The organism is Cryobacterium sp. AP27, from assembly GCF_056680495.1.
In genome coordinates, this window is the sequence record NZ_CM155285.1 from 357,578 (window position 1) to 374,732 (window position 17,155).

Sequence of the window (17,155 nt, forward strand, 5' to 3'; positions counted from 1 at the left end):
ACCTCCTTCCGCGAGGCGGCCTGAAGCAGGCCGCCCCGCGGAGATCATTACGGGACATCGAAGGCGTCGATGTCGAGGTTGTCGGTGGTGAGGCCGTGTGCGGTGCCGTCGAAGTAGACGGACCAGGTGCCGTTGTTGTAATAGATGACGTCTTCGTCCTGGACGGCGCCGAGGACCGGTACGGTCGTGTTCGTTGCGCTGAACGATAGGTAGAAGTGGGTGTCATCGATTCGGACGAAGCCGTCGACGTTGGCGTTGCCGGGCAGGTTGTAGGGCGCGGTGCTGGCGTCGATCACCCTGGCGTAGGCGGTGCCGTTCCAGCTGTAGATGTCGGCATCGTCGGCGGTGCCTGTCACTCCGGGCGGGTTCGTGTTGCCCAGCGTGGAGAAGTACAGGGTGGTCCCGGCGACGTTGATCGCGTCGAGGTCGAGGTTGTTGTTGCCGCCCAGACCGTGCGTGCTGCCGTCGAAGAACAGTGACCAGGAGGTGCCGTTGTAGTAGACGACGTCCTCGTCCTGTACGTTGCCGATGCCTGGCACGTTCACCTGGCCGGTGAAGGAGAGGTAGAACTGGGTGGCGTTGACGCGGTCGAAGCCGTCGACGTTGGCACCGTTGGGAACGTTGTAGGGCGCGGTGGTGACGTCGATGGAGCGGGTGAAGGTGGCGCCGTTCCAGTTGTAGATGTCCGCGTCATCGGCTGTGCCGGTGACGCCGGGCGGGTTGGTGTTTCCGAGGGTTGAGAAGAACAGTGGCCCTCGTACCTGGAGTGTGGTGGATGCGTTCGCGCTCCAGTTGCCGGCCGCGTCACGCGCTCGCACGGTGAGGGTGTACGCGCCCTCGCTCCAGCCGCGGACGTCGATCGGAGGTGAGGACAGGGTCCACGGGCCGGTCCCGGTGACGGTCATCGCCGAGGCGTTGCCGAGACCGGGGTCGGTGCCGGTGAACCACTCGGCGCGGTTGATCGCTGTTGCGTTGTCGGTCGCTTGCGCGGTGAGGTTGACCGTGCTGGCGCCGAGGGTTGGGTTGGGTGTTGCGTTGGCGTTGGTGACCACGGGTTTGATCTTGTCGATCAGCAGGGTCGTGGTCGCGGTGGCGCCCCAGTTGCCCGCCGTGTCCTTGGCGTGGACATAAATCGTGTGAGCGCCGTTCGTGAGCTGGGCGACGGTGGCCAACGGGATGTCGAAATAACCCGCCTCGGAGGCGCTGTTGTACGTGCCATCGGTGGCCCTGACGGTGATGCCTGAGCCGATTGCGGTGACCGTGTCGATGAACGCTTCGGCCGAGCTGATAGTGCTGTTGACCGTGGCCACCGTCGGATCGGACATGGTCGCCACCGTCACCCGAACCGCGGGGGTGCCGCCGTTGAAGGCCAGCGCGCCGTTGTTCGGGGTCGGTGCTGCCGAGACGCCGGACGTGGTGGGCGCCGTCTTGTCGACGGCCAGGTTGATCGTGACCGGTGCGCCCCAGCTGCCCGACGCGTCCTTGCTGTGGATCGAGACGAGATGGGTGCCTTCCGCCAGGTCATTCACGATCGAGGCGGGGATCGTCGCATCCAGGCTGGCGATCGGTGCGGCGACGTTGACCGTCATCGGTGCGCCCGAGGCGTCGGCGCCGACGGCGCCGATGAAGTATTCGGCGGCGGTGATGTTCGAGCCGCCGGTGGCCGTGTCGTTCCCGGTGGCGTGCAGGGCGATTCCCGCGGCGCCCGAACCATTGGTGACGCCGGGGGTCAGCGACGGGGACGTGGTGGTGGGACCGGTGGCGTCGCCGCCGGAGACCAGCACCGAGCTGAAGGCCCCCCGGTTGCCGACGGAGTCCTGGCCCCGCACATAGACGATGTGCTGACCGGACGGGACGCTCACCGAAGCGGTGACATTCACGCTGCCCGCGCCGCTGCCCGTCATGGCGAGACCGGTGCCGACGACGGTGTCGATGAAGTACTCGGCCCCCCCAATACTCGCCCCGCCGGTGGTGGTGTCGTCGATGGTGGCGCTCAGGGTACCGGTCGCGTAGGCGACGGCACTGGTGACGGGTCCGGTGGTGTCGGATCCGACGACACCGCCGGCGGGGACCGTGACGAAGGTCAGCATCCCGCCGATGCCGGCGATGTTGCTGTTGTGCAGCAGCAGGCTGCTGTCGTAGATCGCCACCCGGTTCAGCTGGGCATTCGCGGCCGGGGTCGTGACGATGGCGTCCGCGGTCTGCCCCGGGCCGAATGTCTCGGCGACGTAGTGACGTGCAAGGTTCAGCGGGCTGCCGTCGAGGGCGATGACCCTCTGTTCGGCGCCGAGCGACGCCATGGAGTGGTACAGGTTGCCGGCATTGACATACCGCAGCAGGACCTTGTTGCCCGCAGCGGTCGCCGCAATGGGGTCGGTGTTCGGGTGGGTCTTGCCGTTGATCAGCGAATAGCGGGGAGCGTACTTGCGCATGTCGAAGTTCGCGGGGTTGGTGGCGTTGTTGAGAGTCGGGTCGATCTCGCTGAGGACGAGGACGGCCTCGTCGTCAAACGTGGTGGTCGCGTCATAGGCCTGTCCGGCCGTGGCGGGCCGGACGATCAGGGCGCCGTAGAGTCCCATCGCCACCTGGTGTTGGCCGTTGGGGATCAGCCCCGCTTCGTAAAGGTAGGTGCCGGGCCGACCGGCCGTGAATGTGTAGGCCTTCGTTGCGGCCGGTGCTGCGCCGGTGCGGTCCGGAACCATCTCCTGTCCCTGGAAGAGCAGGGCCGTGTTCTCGTTCAGCGTGTTGTGCAGGGTGATCGTGACCGTGTCGCCGGCGGTGACGCACAGCGTAGGCCCGCCGGGGCGGCTCAGGATGGCGCCCGGGGTGCTGCTGTAGCCCCACGCCTTCACGGACTGGGTCCCCAGCGTCGTGGTTCCGGAAATCGTGTACAGGTCGCCGGGAGCGGTGCAGTCCAGGGTCGCGCCGCTGGCGGCTGTGGCCGGCAGCAGGAGGGCCGCCAGCACGGCCAGCCCTCCGCCGGCCAAGAGCCCGGTCACGATAGAGGAGGCTGCCTTCTTCATGCTCGTCTTGTGAGTCATGGTTCTCTACCTTTTCTGGTCAACCGCAGTTGTTGGGCGTCGGCGGGTCGATCCGCATGTAGGTGATCGGTCCGGTCATGTTCGTGCCCCAGGACGTGATCTGGAACAGGGCGTGGTTGTGGGAGATGATGTAGTACTCCCCGCACTGGTTCACGCTTTGAATGCCGGGCGGCAGGGTCTCCTTGGTCCCGAGGTACGGACTTCCGCTGTAAAAGACTCCGATCTCCTCGTTGGCCATCTGCGGCACCGTCACGGGGACCGGGTTGGAGGGGGAGTAACTCTCTGCGTCGTACCATTTGAAGATCACGTCCCAGGTCTGGCCCGGCCCGATGTTGATGGCGAACTTCTCGAACGACAGGTCTTGCCCGGTGGGGCCCTCGAGGGCTCGGCCGTCCCGGCCCACGACCAGGCCGTTGTTGCCGTGCGGGTGGAAGGGGTAGTCCTCGGTACCCACGTTCAGGTAGCGGGCCATCCCTGGCTGGTCCGCGGCACCGGCGCTTCGATCAAACTCGCCGATTTGCGCGAGGGCACCGTAGGGCTGCGCGGGCAGCCAGCTGGCACCGTTGTCCGCGATGCTGTCGGGGAATCCGCGTCCGTTGATGAGCCAGTAGCGCGGGTGGTAGTTGTTCAGGTTGAAGCTCTTGCCGTTCTCGACGGCCTGGTGCTGGTAGGGGTCGATCTCGCTCAGGAGAACCATGAACTCCTCCGAGGGATTGAACCGGCTATCCGCCCGGTTGTAGGCGTACTCGCTCGCGGCCGAGCCACCGGCTCCGCCCGCCGGCACGGCCGACGGGCGTACGATCAGCGCCCCGAACAGTCCCATCCGCACCTGCTTCTCGGGGTTGGTCCCAGATTCGTACAGGTACGTTCCCGGGTTGCCGGCCACGAAGCTGTACGTCACGGTCCCGCCTCCGGCGGCGGCCGTATTGGTCAGCGAGGTGATCGCTCCGGGCCCGGTGGGCTGAGGTTGGGCCGGCGTCCCGTTGGCCAGGACGTTGGTCTGGCCCGGGAAAACGATCGAGGCGGCCTCGGTCAGGGTGTTGCGCAAGATCACCGTGACGGTGTCGCCGGCGTTGACGCACAGCACCGGGCCGGGGTGCTGGAACGAGTCGAACCCGCTGGAGTACCCCCACATGAATGCGGTGTTGCCGTCGGGAAGGCTGATGTATCCGGTCTTGGTGGTCAGGTTGAAGATCGGGCTGGTGGCACCGCCGCCGACGCCGGTGGTGCATTCGATTCCGACCCGCGGGGGAGCGTCGGCGGTCGCCGACGGGGCGACGGTGGTCATCGTGGCTCCGACCAGAATCAGTGTCAGCAGTAGCAGCGCGGCCCGGCTCAAGCCCCGGGTGCGTGCCTTCCCATGCATCATGGCGTTACCTCTCATCATGGCTCTCAGATCCCCCAGTCGTTCGGATAGGCCTGCGCGGCTACGCCGCCCGCCGCATACACGCGAATCTCGGTGGCCTGGCCGCCGAACCCGCCCGTCGCCAGGTTGTTCGCCCTGGAGTAGTTGCGGTTGTAGAGCATGTAGGTGTCATAACCAGGTCCGGTATGCGCCGGTGCCGTGAAGATCGCATCGTAGCTCTCGCCGGGGCCGATGTTGATCGTCTCGGTCTCGTAGGACGTATCGGTGCCGTCGCGCCCGCGCATCGGGGTGGCGTCGCGGCCGACCACGCGCATCCGGATCCCGGCCAGGGTCATCGCCTGCTCCCGGAATCCGAGATTGGCGAACCGCAGCGCGACCGTCTCGCCGGCGTTGCAGGTCACGAGCGAGGACTGCGGTTGGTATTGCAGCTCAGGGCGACCCGCAGGGGCGAGCAGATCACCGTTCACGTCGGTCTGCACGGCAAGTGCGTGGATGGATGCCGCGGCGTTGATGGGCGCGTTGGGAGCGATGGTGTCCGGGTAGACCCGCCCGTTGAGCAGGCTGAAGTCGGCGCGGTAATCACTCCACTCCGGCAGTTGGATGTGCGCATCCGCCCAGTGCGCCTCGGCCCACACCTCAGAGAGGAACATCGAAAACTCTCGGTCGAAGCCGGTCGAACCGTCTCCGTCGTTGTACATGAACTTGGTGTGGCCGCCGATGTTCTGGCCGTCCTGCAGGGGGCGAACGAAGACCAGACCGGTCATGCCCATGTGAACGTGCTCAACATCTTCCACGTGGCAGTGGAACATGTAGGTCCCGGGCTCGCGCGGCCGGTACACGTAGGTGAAGACACGTCCGGTCGGTATCGCCACCGAGCCGCTCGGCTCGCCGTCGAAGAACGGGATCACGTTGCGGAACCCGTGCCAGTGGAGGGTATGAGCGTCGAACAGGTCGGGCCGCAACGCCAGGCCCAGGTTGGTCAGCTGCACCGTGAAGTCGACCGGGTGGGCCGGGTCGAATTGCTTCGTCCAGAACAGCGGAGCGGAGTGCTGGGCTTTGTTCTTCTGGTTCGACCTCTGCACGTCGCTCAGGCCGGAGACGTTGCGGAACCCGAAAATGTACGTCGTCAACAGACCCGGCGCGAGGACGTCGGGGTGGAACGGCGGGATGGCCGGTTCCTTCGGCAGGTACATCCACCCGTCGGTCCCCGCTAGGTAGAGGTCGGGATCGCCCAGGGCTGCGACGGCGGCTTCTGGCGTCAGTACGGTGCCCGCCCAGACGGCGGTGCCGACGATCGCCACGGCACCGCCGGCGAGTTTCAGGAGATTACGCCGGCTGAAGGGCTGGTTCAAGATCATTCCCGTGTCTCCCTTGGGATCGTCGGTGGCGTTGCTGGATGAGCTGGATGAGTGGTTCATGGGGTCGGAAGGTCGAAAGCATCGATGTGGAGGCTCCCACTGGTACCGAGCCCGTGTGCGGTGCCATCGAAGTAGACGGACCAGACGCCCGCGTTGTAGTAGATGACGTCTTCGTCCTGGACGGCGCCGAGGACCGGTACGGTCGTGTTCGTTGCGCTGAACGATAGGTAGAAGTGGGTGTCATCGATTCGGACGAAGCCGTCGACGTTGGCGTTGCCGGGCAGGTTGTAGGGCGCGGTGCTGGCGTCGATCACCCTGGCGTAGGCGGTGCCGTTCCAGCTGTAGATGTCGGCATCGTCGGCGGTGCCTGTCACTCCGGGCGGGTTCGTGTTGCCCAGCGTGGAGAAGTACAGGGTGGTCCCGGCGACGTTGATCGCGTCGAGGTCGAGGTTGTTGTTGCCGCCCAGACCGTGCGTGCTGCCGTCGAAGAACAGTGACCAGGAGGTGCCGTTGTAGTAGACGACGTCCTCGTCCTGTACGTTGCCGATGCCTGGCACGTTCACCTGGCCGGTGAAGGAGAGGTAGAACTGGGTGGCGTTGACGCGGTCGAAGCCGTCGACGTTGGCACCGTTGGGAACGTTGTAGGGCGCGGTGGTGACGTCGATGGAGCGGGTGAAGGTGGCGCCGTTCCAGTTGTAGATGTCGGCGTCGTCTGCGGTGCCGCCGACGCCGGGCGGGTTGGTGTTCCCGGCCGTGGAGAAGAACAGGTCCTGGCCGGCCGGTGGTGGTGGCGGGGCCAGGGCTCCGCTGGCGAACGCGATCGCGTCCAGGTCGAGGTTTGCTGAGGTGTTCAGTCCCTGTGCGCCGCCGTCGAAGTAGAGCGACCAGGCGCTGCCGTCGAAGTAGACCACGTCCTCGTCGTCCACGGCGCCCAGGCCGGGAACGGTGGTGGTCGTGTTGCTGAAGGACAGGTAGAAGTGGGTCGCGTCGCGCCAGATGAGGCCGTCGACGTCGGGGTTGGTTGGGCCGGTGGCCGTCCCGTTGTTGGGCAGGTTGTACGGTGTCGCGGTGGCGTCCATGACTCGGGTGTAGGAGCTGCCGCCGTCCCAGCGGTAGACGTCGGCGTTGTCGCCGCTGCCGTTTGCACCTGCACCCGGAGGTACCGCGTTGTTGTTGGTGGAGAAGTACAGGGTGTTGCCGACGATGCTGGTGGCGCCGAGGTCGATGTTGCCGCCGACTCCGTGCGCGCTGCCGTCGAACCACAGTGACCAGGAGGTGCCGTCGAAGTAGACGACGTCTTCGTCGGCCACTGTTCCGATTCCGTTCAGGGCGACGTTTCCGGTGAAGGAGGCGTAGAAGTGGGTGTCGTCGACGCGGGAGAAGCCGTCGACGTTGGCACCGTTGGGAACGTTGTAGGGCGCGGTGGTGACGTCGATGGAGCGGGTGAAGGTGGCGCCGTTCCAGTTGTAGATGTCGGCGTCGTCTGCGGTGCCGCCGACGCCGGGCGGGTTGGTGTTCCCGGCCGTGGAGAAGAACAGGTCCTGGCCGGCCGGTGGTGGTGGCGGGGCCAGGGCTCCGCTGGCGAACGCGATCGCGTCCAGGTCGAGGTTTGCTGAGGTGTTCAGTCCCTGTGCGCCGCCGTCGAAGTAGAGCGACCAGGCGCTGCCGTCGAAGTAGACCACGTCCTCGTCGTCCACGGCGCCCAGGCCGGGAACGGTGGTGGTCGTGTTGCTGAAGGACAGGTAGAAGTGGGTCGCGTCGCGCCAGATGAGGCCGTCGACGTCGGGGTTGGTTGGGCCGGTGGCCGTCCCGTTGTTGGGCAGGTTGTACGGTGTCGCGGTGGCGTCCATGACTCGGGTGTAGGAGCTGCCGCCGTCCCAGCGGTAGACGTCGGCGTTGTCGCCGCTGCCGTTTGCACCTGCACCCGGAGGTACCGCGTTGTTGTTGGTGGAGAAGTACAGGGTGTTGCCGACGATGCTGGTGGCGCCGAGGTCGATGTTGCCGCCGACTCCGTGCGCGCTGCCGTCGAACCACAGTGACCAGGAGGTGCCGTCGAAGTAGACGACGTCTTCGTCGGCCACTGTTCCGATTCCGTTCAGGGCGACGTTTCCGGTGAAGGAGGCGTAGAAGTGGGTGTCGTCGACGCGGGAGAAGCCGTCGACGTTGGCACCGTTGGGAACGTTGTAGGGCGCGGTGGTGACGTCGATGGAGCGGGTGAAGGTGGCGCCGTTCCAGTTGTAGATGTCGGCGTCGTCTGCGGTGCCGCCGACGCCGGGCGGGTTGGTGTTCCCGGCCGTGGAGAAGAACAGGTCCTGGCCGGCCGGTGGTGCGGTCGCACCGAACTCGTCGGCGCCGCTATCGAAGCCTCCCAGGGCCGGACGAGCCTGGTTGTCGATGTCCGTTGCCGGCGCATTCACGCCGCCGACACCGGCCGAGCCGAGGTTGCAGGCTGGCGACGCGGGGCAGGAGGCCAGACGGTAGTCACCCAAGAGGTTCGGCGGTGCTTCCAGGGTCACCAGCGTGGCGTCCACGAACCCCGGATTCTGACGCCAGGTCGCGAAGGAGACGGAGACGTCGTAGGTCGAGACGACGGCCGGATCGGCAGAGCTATTCGTCGAACTGGTCGTATAGGCGTGGGTTCCGGCGTCTTGTTGGATGACCGAGTTGCTGGGTGCCAGCACACCGGTTCCGTCGGCCACACCCAAATCCCAGTTGTTCACGTCGGTGGCGCCGGCCAGGCCGACTCCTGTGACTGTGGTGCCGGCTCGGGTACCCGCCCGGTTATCCCAGAGGATGTTGTTGAACAAAAGTGGGTTGCTGAAGGTCGGCGAGGTGCTCGGCAGCGTGGCCTGCAGCTGGGTGCTGTTGGCCGAGGTTGACAGCCCGGCAGGGGCGGGTTGGCCGTTCGAGGTCACCGCGGTCGCCGTCGTCAGGTTCTTCATGATCGTGTTGTTGTAGACCCGCACGTTGGGGGTGTCGTTGATGCCGATACCGCCGCCCTCGTGGGTCGACACGTTGTTGACGATCATGTTGTTGTAGACATTCATCGGGAAGTTGCCCGCCATCAGGAAGCGGATGCCGCCGCCGTCGTCATTGGCCATGTTGGCCTGGATCTGGTTGGCGTAGATATCAACCGGACCGGAGCCAGGCGAGAGGGCGCCGGCCGTCGCCGGCAGCTGACCGGCGATCATGATGGCTCCGCCCTCGTCGTTCGAGGAATTGAAATACATCCGGTTGTGGTGGATTTTGCCGCCGGGACTCAAGCCGTAGGCGCTCAGGCCGCCGCCATACTCCATCGAGAAGTTGCCGCAGATGTCATTGTCGGCCACCTCGTAACCATCCGAGCCGGCGTAGAGGCCGATGCCACCGGCCAGGTTGGTGCCGGCGTTGGCAATGATTCGGTTGTTGGCGATCCGGACGTTCTCGTTGTGCTGGCTGGTGTTCGGTGCGGCCAGGTCGGGGGTTCCGATACGGATGGTCCCATAGCCGCCTCCGTTGTTCTGCACGACATTGTTGGTGATCTGCAGGGACCGCGCGTAGGCGTTGGCGAAGATCGCCCCGCCCTGCGTGGTGATGTTCGGCGGAAGGCCGGTCGGGCCACCGGTGAGGCTGTCGATGTTGCCCGGGAAGCCCACCTGATCTCCGCCGCGGATGTCGAAGCCGTCGATGGATGCGGTGAAGCCGCTGGTGAATTGACGTGCCGCGCCGGGCGCAGTGGTGGCGTTCGCCGAGGCCAGGACGTAGATGGCTTCGCCGTCATTGACCGCCTGATTGCCGTCCCAGGTCAGGCCGCCGACCTTGGTGAACCAGGCCGTGGCCAGGTCAGTGTCGCCTCCGAAGGCGCCGGCGTCGATGATGGATCCCGGCAGGAAGGTGGTGCCCTGGAAGCCGCCGGATCCGACGCCTTGCAGCTTGACCGGCGAGGCAATCACCAGGTTCTCGTAGTAGGCCCCGCGGGGGTTGGAAGCGGTGGGAAGTGCCGGGTAGACGATCACGAGGTCGTCGCCGTTGTTGGTGAATGCGACGTCGAGCGCGGCCTGAATCGTGGGGTAGCTGTGGCCGGGGCCGACCTCCCTGCGGGCGGGGTTGTACCCGGTTCCCAATACGTGGAAGGTGAGGCCGTTGACCGTGCTCTGGCCGTTGCCCGCCGTGATCTTCAACTGTTGCGCCCCGACGGGGGTCGTGGCAGGCACGCTGGCGGAAATCGCGGTGTCGTTCCAGGCGGTGACGTCCAATGTCGTGTTGCCCAGCGTGACCTGGCCGGCGCCCCGAGTGGCCCCGAAGCCGGTCCCGGCGATGGTGAACGAGCGGCTTCCTGTCGCGGTCACGTACGGCTGCGAGACGGTCAGCAGCTGCGGTGTCGCCGCGTCGAGCGTGCAGGCAACTGCCGTGTTCACGCCGGTGGTCGGTGACCCGACGTAGACACCGACCTGGGTCGGGGCAAGGTCCGTGGGGATGGTCACACCGGGGTAGGCCTCGAACTCGGTCGCTATTGAGCGATACCGCGGGTTGTAGTTGGCGTTCAACTGGCCGGGGGTCCCCGGGTCGTTGCCCACGAAGCGGTACATGTTGGCGCATACGCCTGACGGGGTGGGACAGCTGATGCGGTTGGTGGAGGGCAGCAGCACGTCGTACGAGCCGTTGAAGTCGGACTCGACGGTCGTGACAAGCCGATTGGTGAAGTCGTAGATGCCGACCGGGGCGAAGGCCACTCCCGTCTTCTCGCCGTACAGCGTTGAGCGCGAGTCGGTGGAGAAGTTGATGTCGTCTACGATCAGGCCCCGCAGACGGGACGGGACGGGAACATCGGTGAAAATATTGAACATGGGCACGATCGACTTGCCGTTGTTCACGCGCACCAACTTGGTGTCGCAGGACGCCTTCGCAGCACCTTCGTACGGCGAACCGCCGATGTCGAGGAAGGTGGCGTTCTCGACCGGGGTCGAGGCCGGCACGGTCACCCCTGTGGGGACGCCGTTGTCGTTGTCGCCGATCACCTCGGGGTAGTTGTCGGTTGAGTCACCGAGCAGGTCCACGGTGTGGAGCGTCCCGGCGCAGGCCGGCGGCGGCACCTGCGGGACGATCTGGTCACCGTTGCCGATATTGATGTCTTCTTCACCGGTCACCTTGTACAACGGGTCGCCGGTGGCGTCCTCGGGGATCGCGAGCCGGACCAGGTAGTCCCCGCTTCCCAGGGGCTCGAACGTTCCGCCGGTGCACACCGGGGCGGACGGGTCGGTGGCGTCGAGCGTTCCGGTGCAGGCGTCACCGAAGCCGTAGTTGCCGTCAACGGCCGCACCGAAGTTGACGTCGGGCGTACCCTCATCGGTCGGGTAGGGTCCGAATTGCACGCCCTGGATGAAGCTTGAGATGCACTCGCCCCCTCCCTCCTGGGTGGGCGCGAGAACGTTCTCGTCGTAGCTCGCGGGGCTGTCTTTCGCGTGCACGAGGGGGAGGCCGTCGACGTCACGGGCCACGCACCCGGTCGGGCGGCTCCAGTGTTCCGAGACGTAGGTGTTCAGCAGGTCGCCCGTGGCGAGGGACCCGTCTGGTGCGAGCTCGAACGCATCGTTGGTGCCGCCACATGCCATGTCGGCGGTGGTGCCGCAGTCGACCGTGGCGTACAGCTCAACCGGAATATCTGCGACGCCCGGCTGCCAGTCCTCCGAGGCGGCGTACTGCGGGTCGAGCTCGTTGCGGGTCGTGTCGTAGCTCACCGAGCCGACGATGCCCCCGTTGCGGGGATCGATGCCGTTGGCCCCGGTCGGGTCGTAGGGGTGAACGCCCCAGTCCATCCGGCCGCTGAGGCCGATGATGCTGAGCACGCTGACGTCGACGCCGGCACCCTTGACGGTGGTCGGGGTCGGCTGGTTGTCGGCCTGGTAGGTGACCCCGGTCGTGTAGAAGGAGTCGTTGTAGTTCTCCATGACGGTCCACTCACTCAGCGGGTAGGCGCTCTCGAAGCTGTAGTACCCCGTGCTGTCGGTGGTGACGACGTTCGTGCCCCGATCCATCAGGGAGTTGTCCTGCTTGCGCATGGTCAGCGTGAAGTTGGGCAGGCCCCGCTCGCCTGGGTCCTTGACCCCGTTGCGATTGGTGTCGTTGAAGACGTACCCGTCGTACTCGGTCCACCATCCGCTGGTAGGCACGTTGCCCATATGCACCGTCTCGCCGTTGCTGACGGTCACGTTGACCAGGTTGAGGAAGAAGTTCTGCGGCTCGTCCCACCAGCTCAGGGTGTAGTTGCCGTCAGGCACGCCGGAGATGTCGAATGCGCCGTTTGCGTCGCCCTGACCCACCCACACGGCCTGATCACCGTTCTGCAGGTCCGCGAGTGAGAGCCATGGCCGGACGATCGGCTTGCCCATCTTGCTCCCGGTCATGCCCAGCCAGTAGTTGAAGTCTCCGCCCTTGGGCGGGGTGTACTGCTTGGCGCTGACGACGACGCCCGTGATGTGCCCGGACGCGCCGGCGGCCAGGGTGTTGGTGGGCGCGACGAAGCCGAAGATCGGACCGGGGACCGGCTCGCCGGCGACCAGGGCTTCGGTGTCATACCCGGTGCTCCCCTCCATGAGCCAGGTGTCGAAGTCGTGGTTGCCTTCCAGCGTCGTCGTCTGGATCCAGGTCTTCCCGTCGGGGGGAGTAGCCGTGAGGGCGTAGCGGTTGCTGCCGAGGTGGGGCATGGTCAGGAGGCCGTCGGCATCGCTGACGCAGTTACCGCCGGTTCCATCGATCGGCACCGGCGCCATATCGGCGTCCAGGCTGGCGGGAGGGATCACATGCGTATCCGGATCCTCGCCCTCGTAGACGGTGCAGAGGGGATTGCCGTACACATCCGTCTGCAGCTCGCCCAAGGTATCGGCCACGTGACCGACGAAGCCGGACAGGCCGGGCTCACCCTGATCGTTGGCCCCGTTCGTCGGTGCGTTGTCCTGGAAGATGAAGGCCCGAAGGGTCGAGTCGGGCAGCGGGTCGGGTTGCAGCGCGACGGTGACCAGACCCGGGTTCGGCAGCGGCACGCTGAAGTGCTCCCCATCGATCTTGTACCCGTCGGCGAGCACGGAGATCAGGTAGCGCCCATCCGGCAGGGTCAGACCGCCGACGAAGTCCGTCTGGTCGCCCTGGCGAACGATCGGACTCGTGGTGTGCGGCACCTCCTTGATGGATGGCCAGTCGCAGTCGGCCGGGTACCCGGGGTCGGCTGCCGCGCATCCCGAGCCGAGTGCCGGACTCCTTTGGGCGGTCGATCCGGTGTTGTCCTCGTTGATGATGTACGTGAAGTTCGGGATGGCGGCGCCCTGCACCACCCCGGCGCCCGCGAAGGCAAGAGGTTCGGTGCGGGCGCTGATCACGTTCAGCGTCAGGTCGCTCGTCGCCGCCTGAGCCGGTAACGCGGGCACGGCGACGAGCATCGCCACCGGCAAGGCCATGGCTGCGGCGGCGAGCACAGTCCGTTGCCAAAGCTTGCGCTTCGGCAGTCGAACCCCGGATGAGTCTCTCGTCGCTTGCATGCTGACCTCCAACGTCTGGACGAGTCAATGGTGGTCCGCTGCGACCGGTCGACGAAGCCCCGCGTGAGGGATGCTCAGTCCCTAAAGTTAGGGGTGGTCCAGGAGTTTCGAGTCCGGCTATTCCCCCCGCGCCGACCGAACCGGGCGGGTCTTCGTCGCGCCGGAGGGCGCCGGCAGTTCGAGGGCATCCTGCAGGTCGGCGATTTGGCGGACCAACGCCCTGACCTCACCGCGGGTGGCGACCTGCGCATCCTCTTCCTGCTGGGCGACGCGCTCCACTATCCACGAGGCGAGGGTCGCGGTCACCACACCGAGAAGCGCAATTCCCCCGAGCATGAGCCCGGCCGCGATGAGGCGCCCCGCATCCGTTACGGGGGAGAAGTCGCCGTAGCCCACTGTTGTGATCGTGACGAAGGCCCACCACAGGGCGTCCCCGAAGACCGTGATGTTGGACCCGGGAGCGGACCGCTCGGCATCCAGTACGGTCAGAGCCGCGACGAAAACGAGCAACGTTGACGCTCCGCCGACGTAGACCACGACCTGTCCGCGGACGGCGGCCCCGGCGGTTCGTTTCAGGATGCTCAACAGCCGGACGAGTCGCAGCAAGCGGAGCGGTCTGAGGATGGGCAGCACGACCACGAGCAGGTCGAAAATGTGCGCGCGAAACCATTTCCATCGCTCGGGAGCGAGCGCGAGGTTGGCCAGATAATCCAGCAGAAAAATCACCCAGGTGGCCCAGATGATTGATTCGGCGGTGGAGGCCGCCGCACCGTTCAGATCTGCAATGACCTCCCAGGCGTACATCGCCAGAAAGAGCAGTGCGGCAATGGACAGGGGCCATTCGGCATGCTTCTGCCAACGCTCTTGAGTCATTACAGGACTCTAGGCGATCGCATCGGGACGTGCCGACGCTTCGCACCAGACACGCATTCCGGGAAAGTCCCATCATTGCGCGCGCACCCGTTGATAATGGTGAGTGAGACGGACTAGTCGCCACTTACCGCGGACACGAGCATCGAAGGACAATTGCAGTGATGGAACCGCGGGAGACGTCGAGTGCCACGATCAGTCTGGTGCTCGGGTACGTGCGAGCACATCGCGGTGACCAAGCCGTGCACGATGTTTTGGCGCTCGCCGAGGTGAACCGCACGCCCGAGGAACTGCTGGTGGCCTCATCCTGGGTGAGCTACGCCACCCGCATCCGCATCTTCGAGGCCACCACCACGGTGCTGGATAGCCCGCGCACCATGTTTGAGCTGGGCGCGACAGCGGCCGCGAGCGGTGCTCCGTCCGTGCTCCTGCAGCTGCTCTCCACCTTCGCCACGCCCGCGGCCGCGTATCGCCGGCTGCCCGGCATGGTGCCCAAGTTCACCACCACGTCGACGATGGAAATGGTGGACGTCTCACGGTCGCGGGCGGTCGTCCGGTATCGCCTGCACGACGGCTACGCGCATTCCCGGTTGGACTGCCAGTACGCCAGCGGGCTGCTGGCCGCAGTACCCGCGCTCTTCGGGCGCGGGCGAGCCAGGATCGAGCACCGCGAGTGCCAGTCGGATGGTTTCCCCGCCTGCGTCTATGAGGTGACGTGGGCGCGGCGTGAGCGCTGGTGGTGGTCGTCGGGCAAATCGGGTTTGTCCGCCCAACAAGCCCTCGGTGCCCTTCGTCACCGGGTGAAGGAGGTGCAGCACGCCGCGGCCGACCTGGTCGGCAGCGAAGACCTCGACGAGATGCTGGCCCGCATCGTTGACCACGCGGACTCGGCCGTCTTCGCGCCCGCGCACCTGCTCGTGATCCCGGCCGACAGCGGCCGACCCGTCGTGCGATCACACGGCATCGCCCCGGAGGAGGCCGAACGGCTTGCCGAGCGGATCCTGAGCGGGGACGACCTCGGCGACAATGCGGTCCTTGTTCCCATCGAGTCGGCACGCAAGCGCCACGGCTTCGTTGCTGCGCTGTTCGCCCCGGGGCATCAGGCGATGGACGGTGAGCGGGAGCTCTTCGAGGCCTACGCCGGACATGCCGCGGCCGCCCTCGACTTGTTCACGGCGCTGGAGGATAGCAATCGTGAGGCCCGCCGCTCATCCGCGCTGCTCGGACTGGCCCATGAACTCGCCGTGGTGGACAGCGTTCAGGAGGTATCGGAAGCGATCGCGACAGCGCTGCCGAAGATTGTCGGCTGTGACCTGTCCGCGGTGCTGATGTGGGATCAGGCCCTCGGAGTGTTGAGAACCGTCGCGACCTCCCAGCTCGGCGCCGAGGGGCGCAGTATTCTTTTGCAGCCGATTCGCGCGGCCGATACTCCCGAAATCGCCGTGATCCTCTCGAAACACAAGTCGGTTCTGCTCAGCAGCGACGCGGCCAGTCCTGCCCTGGCCCGTCTCCTCGGTGCCATCGGCGTGCCGAGCGTGATTGCGGTGCCACTCCTCGCCGGCGACACGCTCATGGGCATCGCCATCGCCGGCTGGTGCACGCCGGTGCCTCTGGAGCGGGAATGTGGGCTGCTTGCGCGTATTGAAGGAGTCAGCCAACAGGGCGCGAAGGCTCTCGAGAACGCACGTCTGCTCGCCACCGTGCGGCACCAGTCCCTGCACGATTCCCTGACCGGCCTGCCCAACCGGGTGCTGTTCACCGGTGCGCTCGAGAAAGCCCTCGCCGAGAGCGGGCCGCAGTCGACCACGGCGGTGCTGTTCTGCGATCTCGACAACTTCAAGCGCGTGAACGACAAGCTGGGGCATGGCATGGGGGACGAGTTGCTGCGTCAAATCGCCGAGCGACTGCGTGTTGAGATCCGTGAGGGAGGGACGATCGGCCGACTGAGCGGCGACGAGTTCGCCATGGTCATTCGTGAGGTTTCCGGGGAAGCCTGGGCCGTCGACCAGGCGAAACGAATCGTGGACTGCCTCAATGTGCCTTTCCGATTGGCCGGCCAGGGGCTCCGCATAACGGCGAGCGTGGGAGTAGCCCTGCACACGGGCGTCAATGGGCGGGGCGAGCAACTGCTCGTCGCCGCCGATACGGCCATGTACGCGGCGAAGCGGCTCGGCCGCAATCAGGTGTCCGTGTCGACGGAGGTGTCGGTCACGGGGCCGGAACCGCTGCTGCATGAAGAGCTGGCCACGGCGCTCGAGCGCAACGAAATGCGACTGCACTTCCAGCCGATCGTTGACATGTCCGTGACGGACACGGGGGAGGTTGTGGGGGTGGAGGCCCTCATCCGCTGGGCGCATCCCCGGCTCGGGCTCCTCGCCCCCGGCGCGTTTCTTCCACTCGCGGAAGAAACCGGGATGATCGCCGAGCTGGACCTGTGGTCGCTCGGAGTCGCCTGCGAGGCGCTGGCGAATTGGCCGGACAACGGTCGCCGCCCCGTGCACGTGGCGGTCAACCTCTCGAGCGCGACCCTCGTGGACGACCGACTGCTGCCCACCGTGCGAGCGGCCCTGCGCCGGAGTCAGCTGTCACCCGACCGGTTGGTTCTGGAGGTGATCGAGAGCCGGGCGCTCATCGACGTTCCGGGCACGATCGAGCGGCTCACGCAGCTGCGCCAGTTCGGGGTGCGGATTTCCCTCGACGACTTCGGCACCGGGTTCTCCACCCTTGCCTGGCTCAAGGCGCTGCCCGTCGACCAGATCAAGATCGACCGATCGTTCATCATGGACCTGCCCGATCCCGCATCCGTCGCCCTCGTGCAGGCGCTGCTCGCCCTGGCGCAGAAGCTCAACATCGGCGTGATCGCCGAGGGCGTGGAGACTGTCGACCAGTTGCACGTCTTGCGCGAAGCCGGCTGTTCCCTCGCGCAGGGTTACCTGCTGGGTCGCCCGGCGCCCGCGGTTGAAGCCCCCGCGCCGGATCCGGTCATTGCGCCCTGACGCGCGGTCGCGC

6 protein-coding genes are annotated in these 17,155 nt (G+C 66.2%); 1 reads left to right on the top strand and 5 read right to left on the bottom strand.

Features of this window, described 5'->3' with window-relative positions; genetic code table 11:
* Positions 1 to 47: 47 nt before the first annotated feature.
* The 5 genes from AC1MB9_RS01745 to AC1MB9_RS01765 form a co-directional block, all read right to left on the bottom strand.
* Positions 48 to 3,041, bottom strand: a complete 2,994-nt coding sequence (locus AC1MB9_RS01745; RefSeq protein ID WP_479963324.1) for a multicopper oxidase domain-containing protein — start codon at positions 3,039 to 3,041, stop codon at positions 48 to 50.
* Positions 3,042 to 3,060: 19 nt separating this feature from the next.
* Positions 3,061 to 4,410, bottom strand: a complete 1,350-nt coding sequence (locus AC1MB9_RS01750) for a multicopper oxidase domain-containing protein (RefSeq protein WP_479963325.1) — start codon at positions 4,408 to 4,410, stop codon at positions 3,061 to 3,063.
* A 23-nt stretch (positions 4,411 to 4,433) separates the two neighbouring features.
* Positions 4,434 to 5,825: a multicopper oxidase domain-containing protein gene (locus AC1MB9_RS01755; RefSeq protein WP_479963326.1), complete on the bottom strand. Its 1,392-nt coding sequence runs from the start codon at positions 5,823 to 5,825 to the stop codon at positions 4,434 to 4,436.
* Entirely contained in the window at positions 5,822 to 13,276 is a 7,455-nt protein-coding gene (locus AC1MB9_RS01760; RefSeq protein WP_479963327.1) for an SdrD B-like domain-containing protein, read from the bottom strand. Before AC1MB9_RS01760 ends, AC1MB9_RS01755 begins: the two co-directional genes overlap by 4 nt.
* Positions 13,277 to 13,393: 117 nt before the next feature.
* The gene (locus tag AC1MB9_RS01765) at positions 13,394 to 14,149 is read right to left on the bottom strand and encodes a potassium channel family protein (RefSeq protein WP_479963328.1); all 756 of its coding nucleotides are present in this window, start codon (positions 14,147 to 14,149) and stop codon (positions 13,394 to 13,396) included.
* A gap of 161 nt (positions 14,150 to 14,310) precedes the next feature.
* Between AC1MB9_RS01765 and AC1MB9_RS01770 the strand changes: the two genes are divergently transcribed.
* Complete coding sequence (locus AC1MB9_RS01770; protein ID WP_479964563.1) at positions 14,311 to 17,142, top strand: putative bifunctional diguanylate cyclase/phosphodiesterase; 2,832 nt, start codon at positions 14,311 to 14,313, stop codon at positions 17,140 to 17,142.
* The last annotated feature ends 13 nt before the right edge of the window (positions 17,143 to 17,155 follow it).

Bases quoted from the DNA above. Each gene is read 5' to 3' on its own strand.
- AC1MB9_RS01765 (WP_479963328.1), bottom strand. From the start codon at position 14,149: ATGACTCAAGAGCGTTGGCAGAAGCATGCCGAATGGCCCCTGTCCATT.
- AC1MB9_RS01770 (WP_479964563.1), top strand. From the start codon at position 14,311: ATGGAACCGCGGGAGACGTCGAGTGCCACGATCAGTCTGGTGCTCGGG.
- AC1MB9_RS01755 (WP_479963326.1), bottom strand. From the start codon at position 5,825: ATGAACCACTCATCCAGCTCATCCAGCAACGCCACCGACGATCCCAAG.
- AC1MB9_RS01745 (WP_479963324.1), bottom strand. From the start codon at position 3,041: ATGACTCACAAGACGAGCATGAAGAAGGCAGCCTCCTCTATCGTGACC.
- AC1MB9_RS01750 (WP_479963325.1), bottom strand. From the start codon at position 4,410: ATGATGCATGGGAAGGCACGCACCCGGGGCTTGAGCCGGGCCGCGCTG.
- AC1MB9_RS01760 (WP_479963327.1), bottom strand. From the start codon at position 13,276: ATGCAAGCGACGAGAGACTCATCCGGGGTTCGACTGCCGAAGCGCAAG.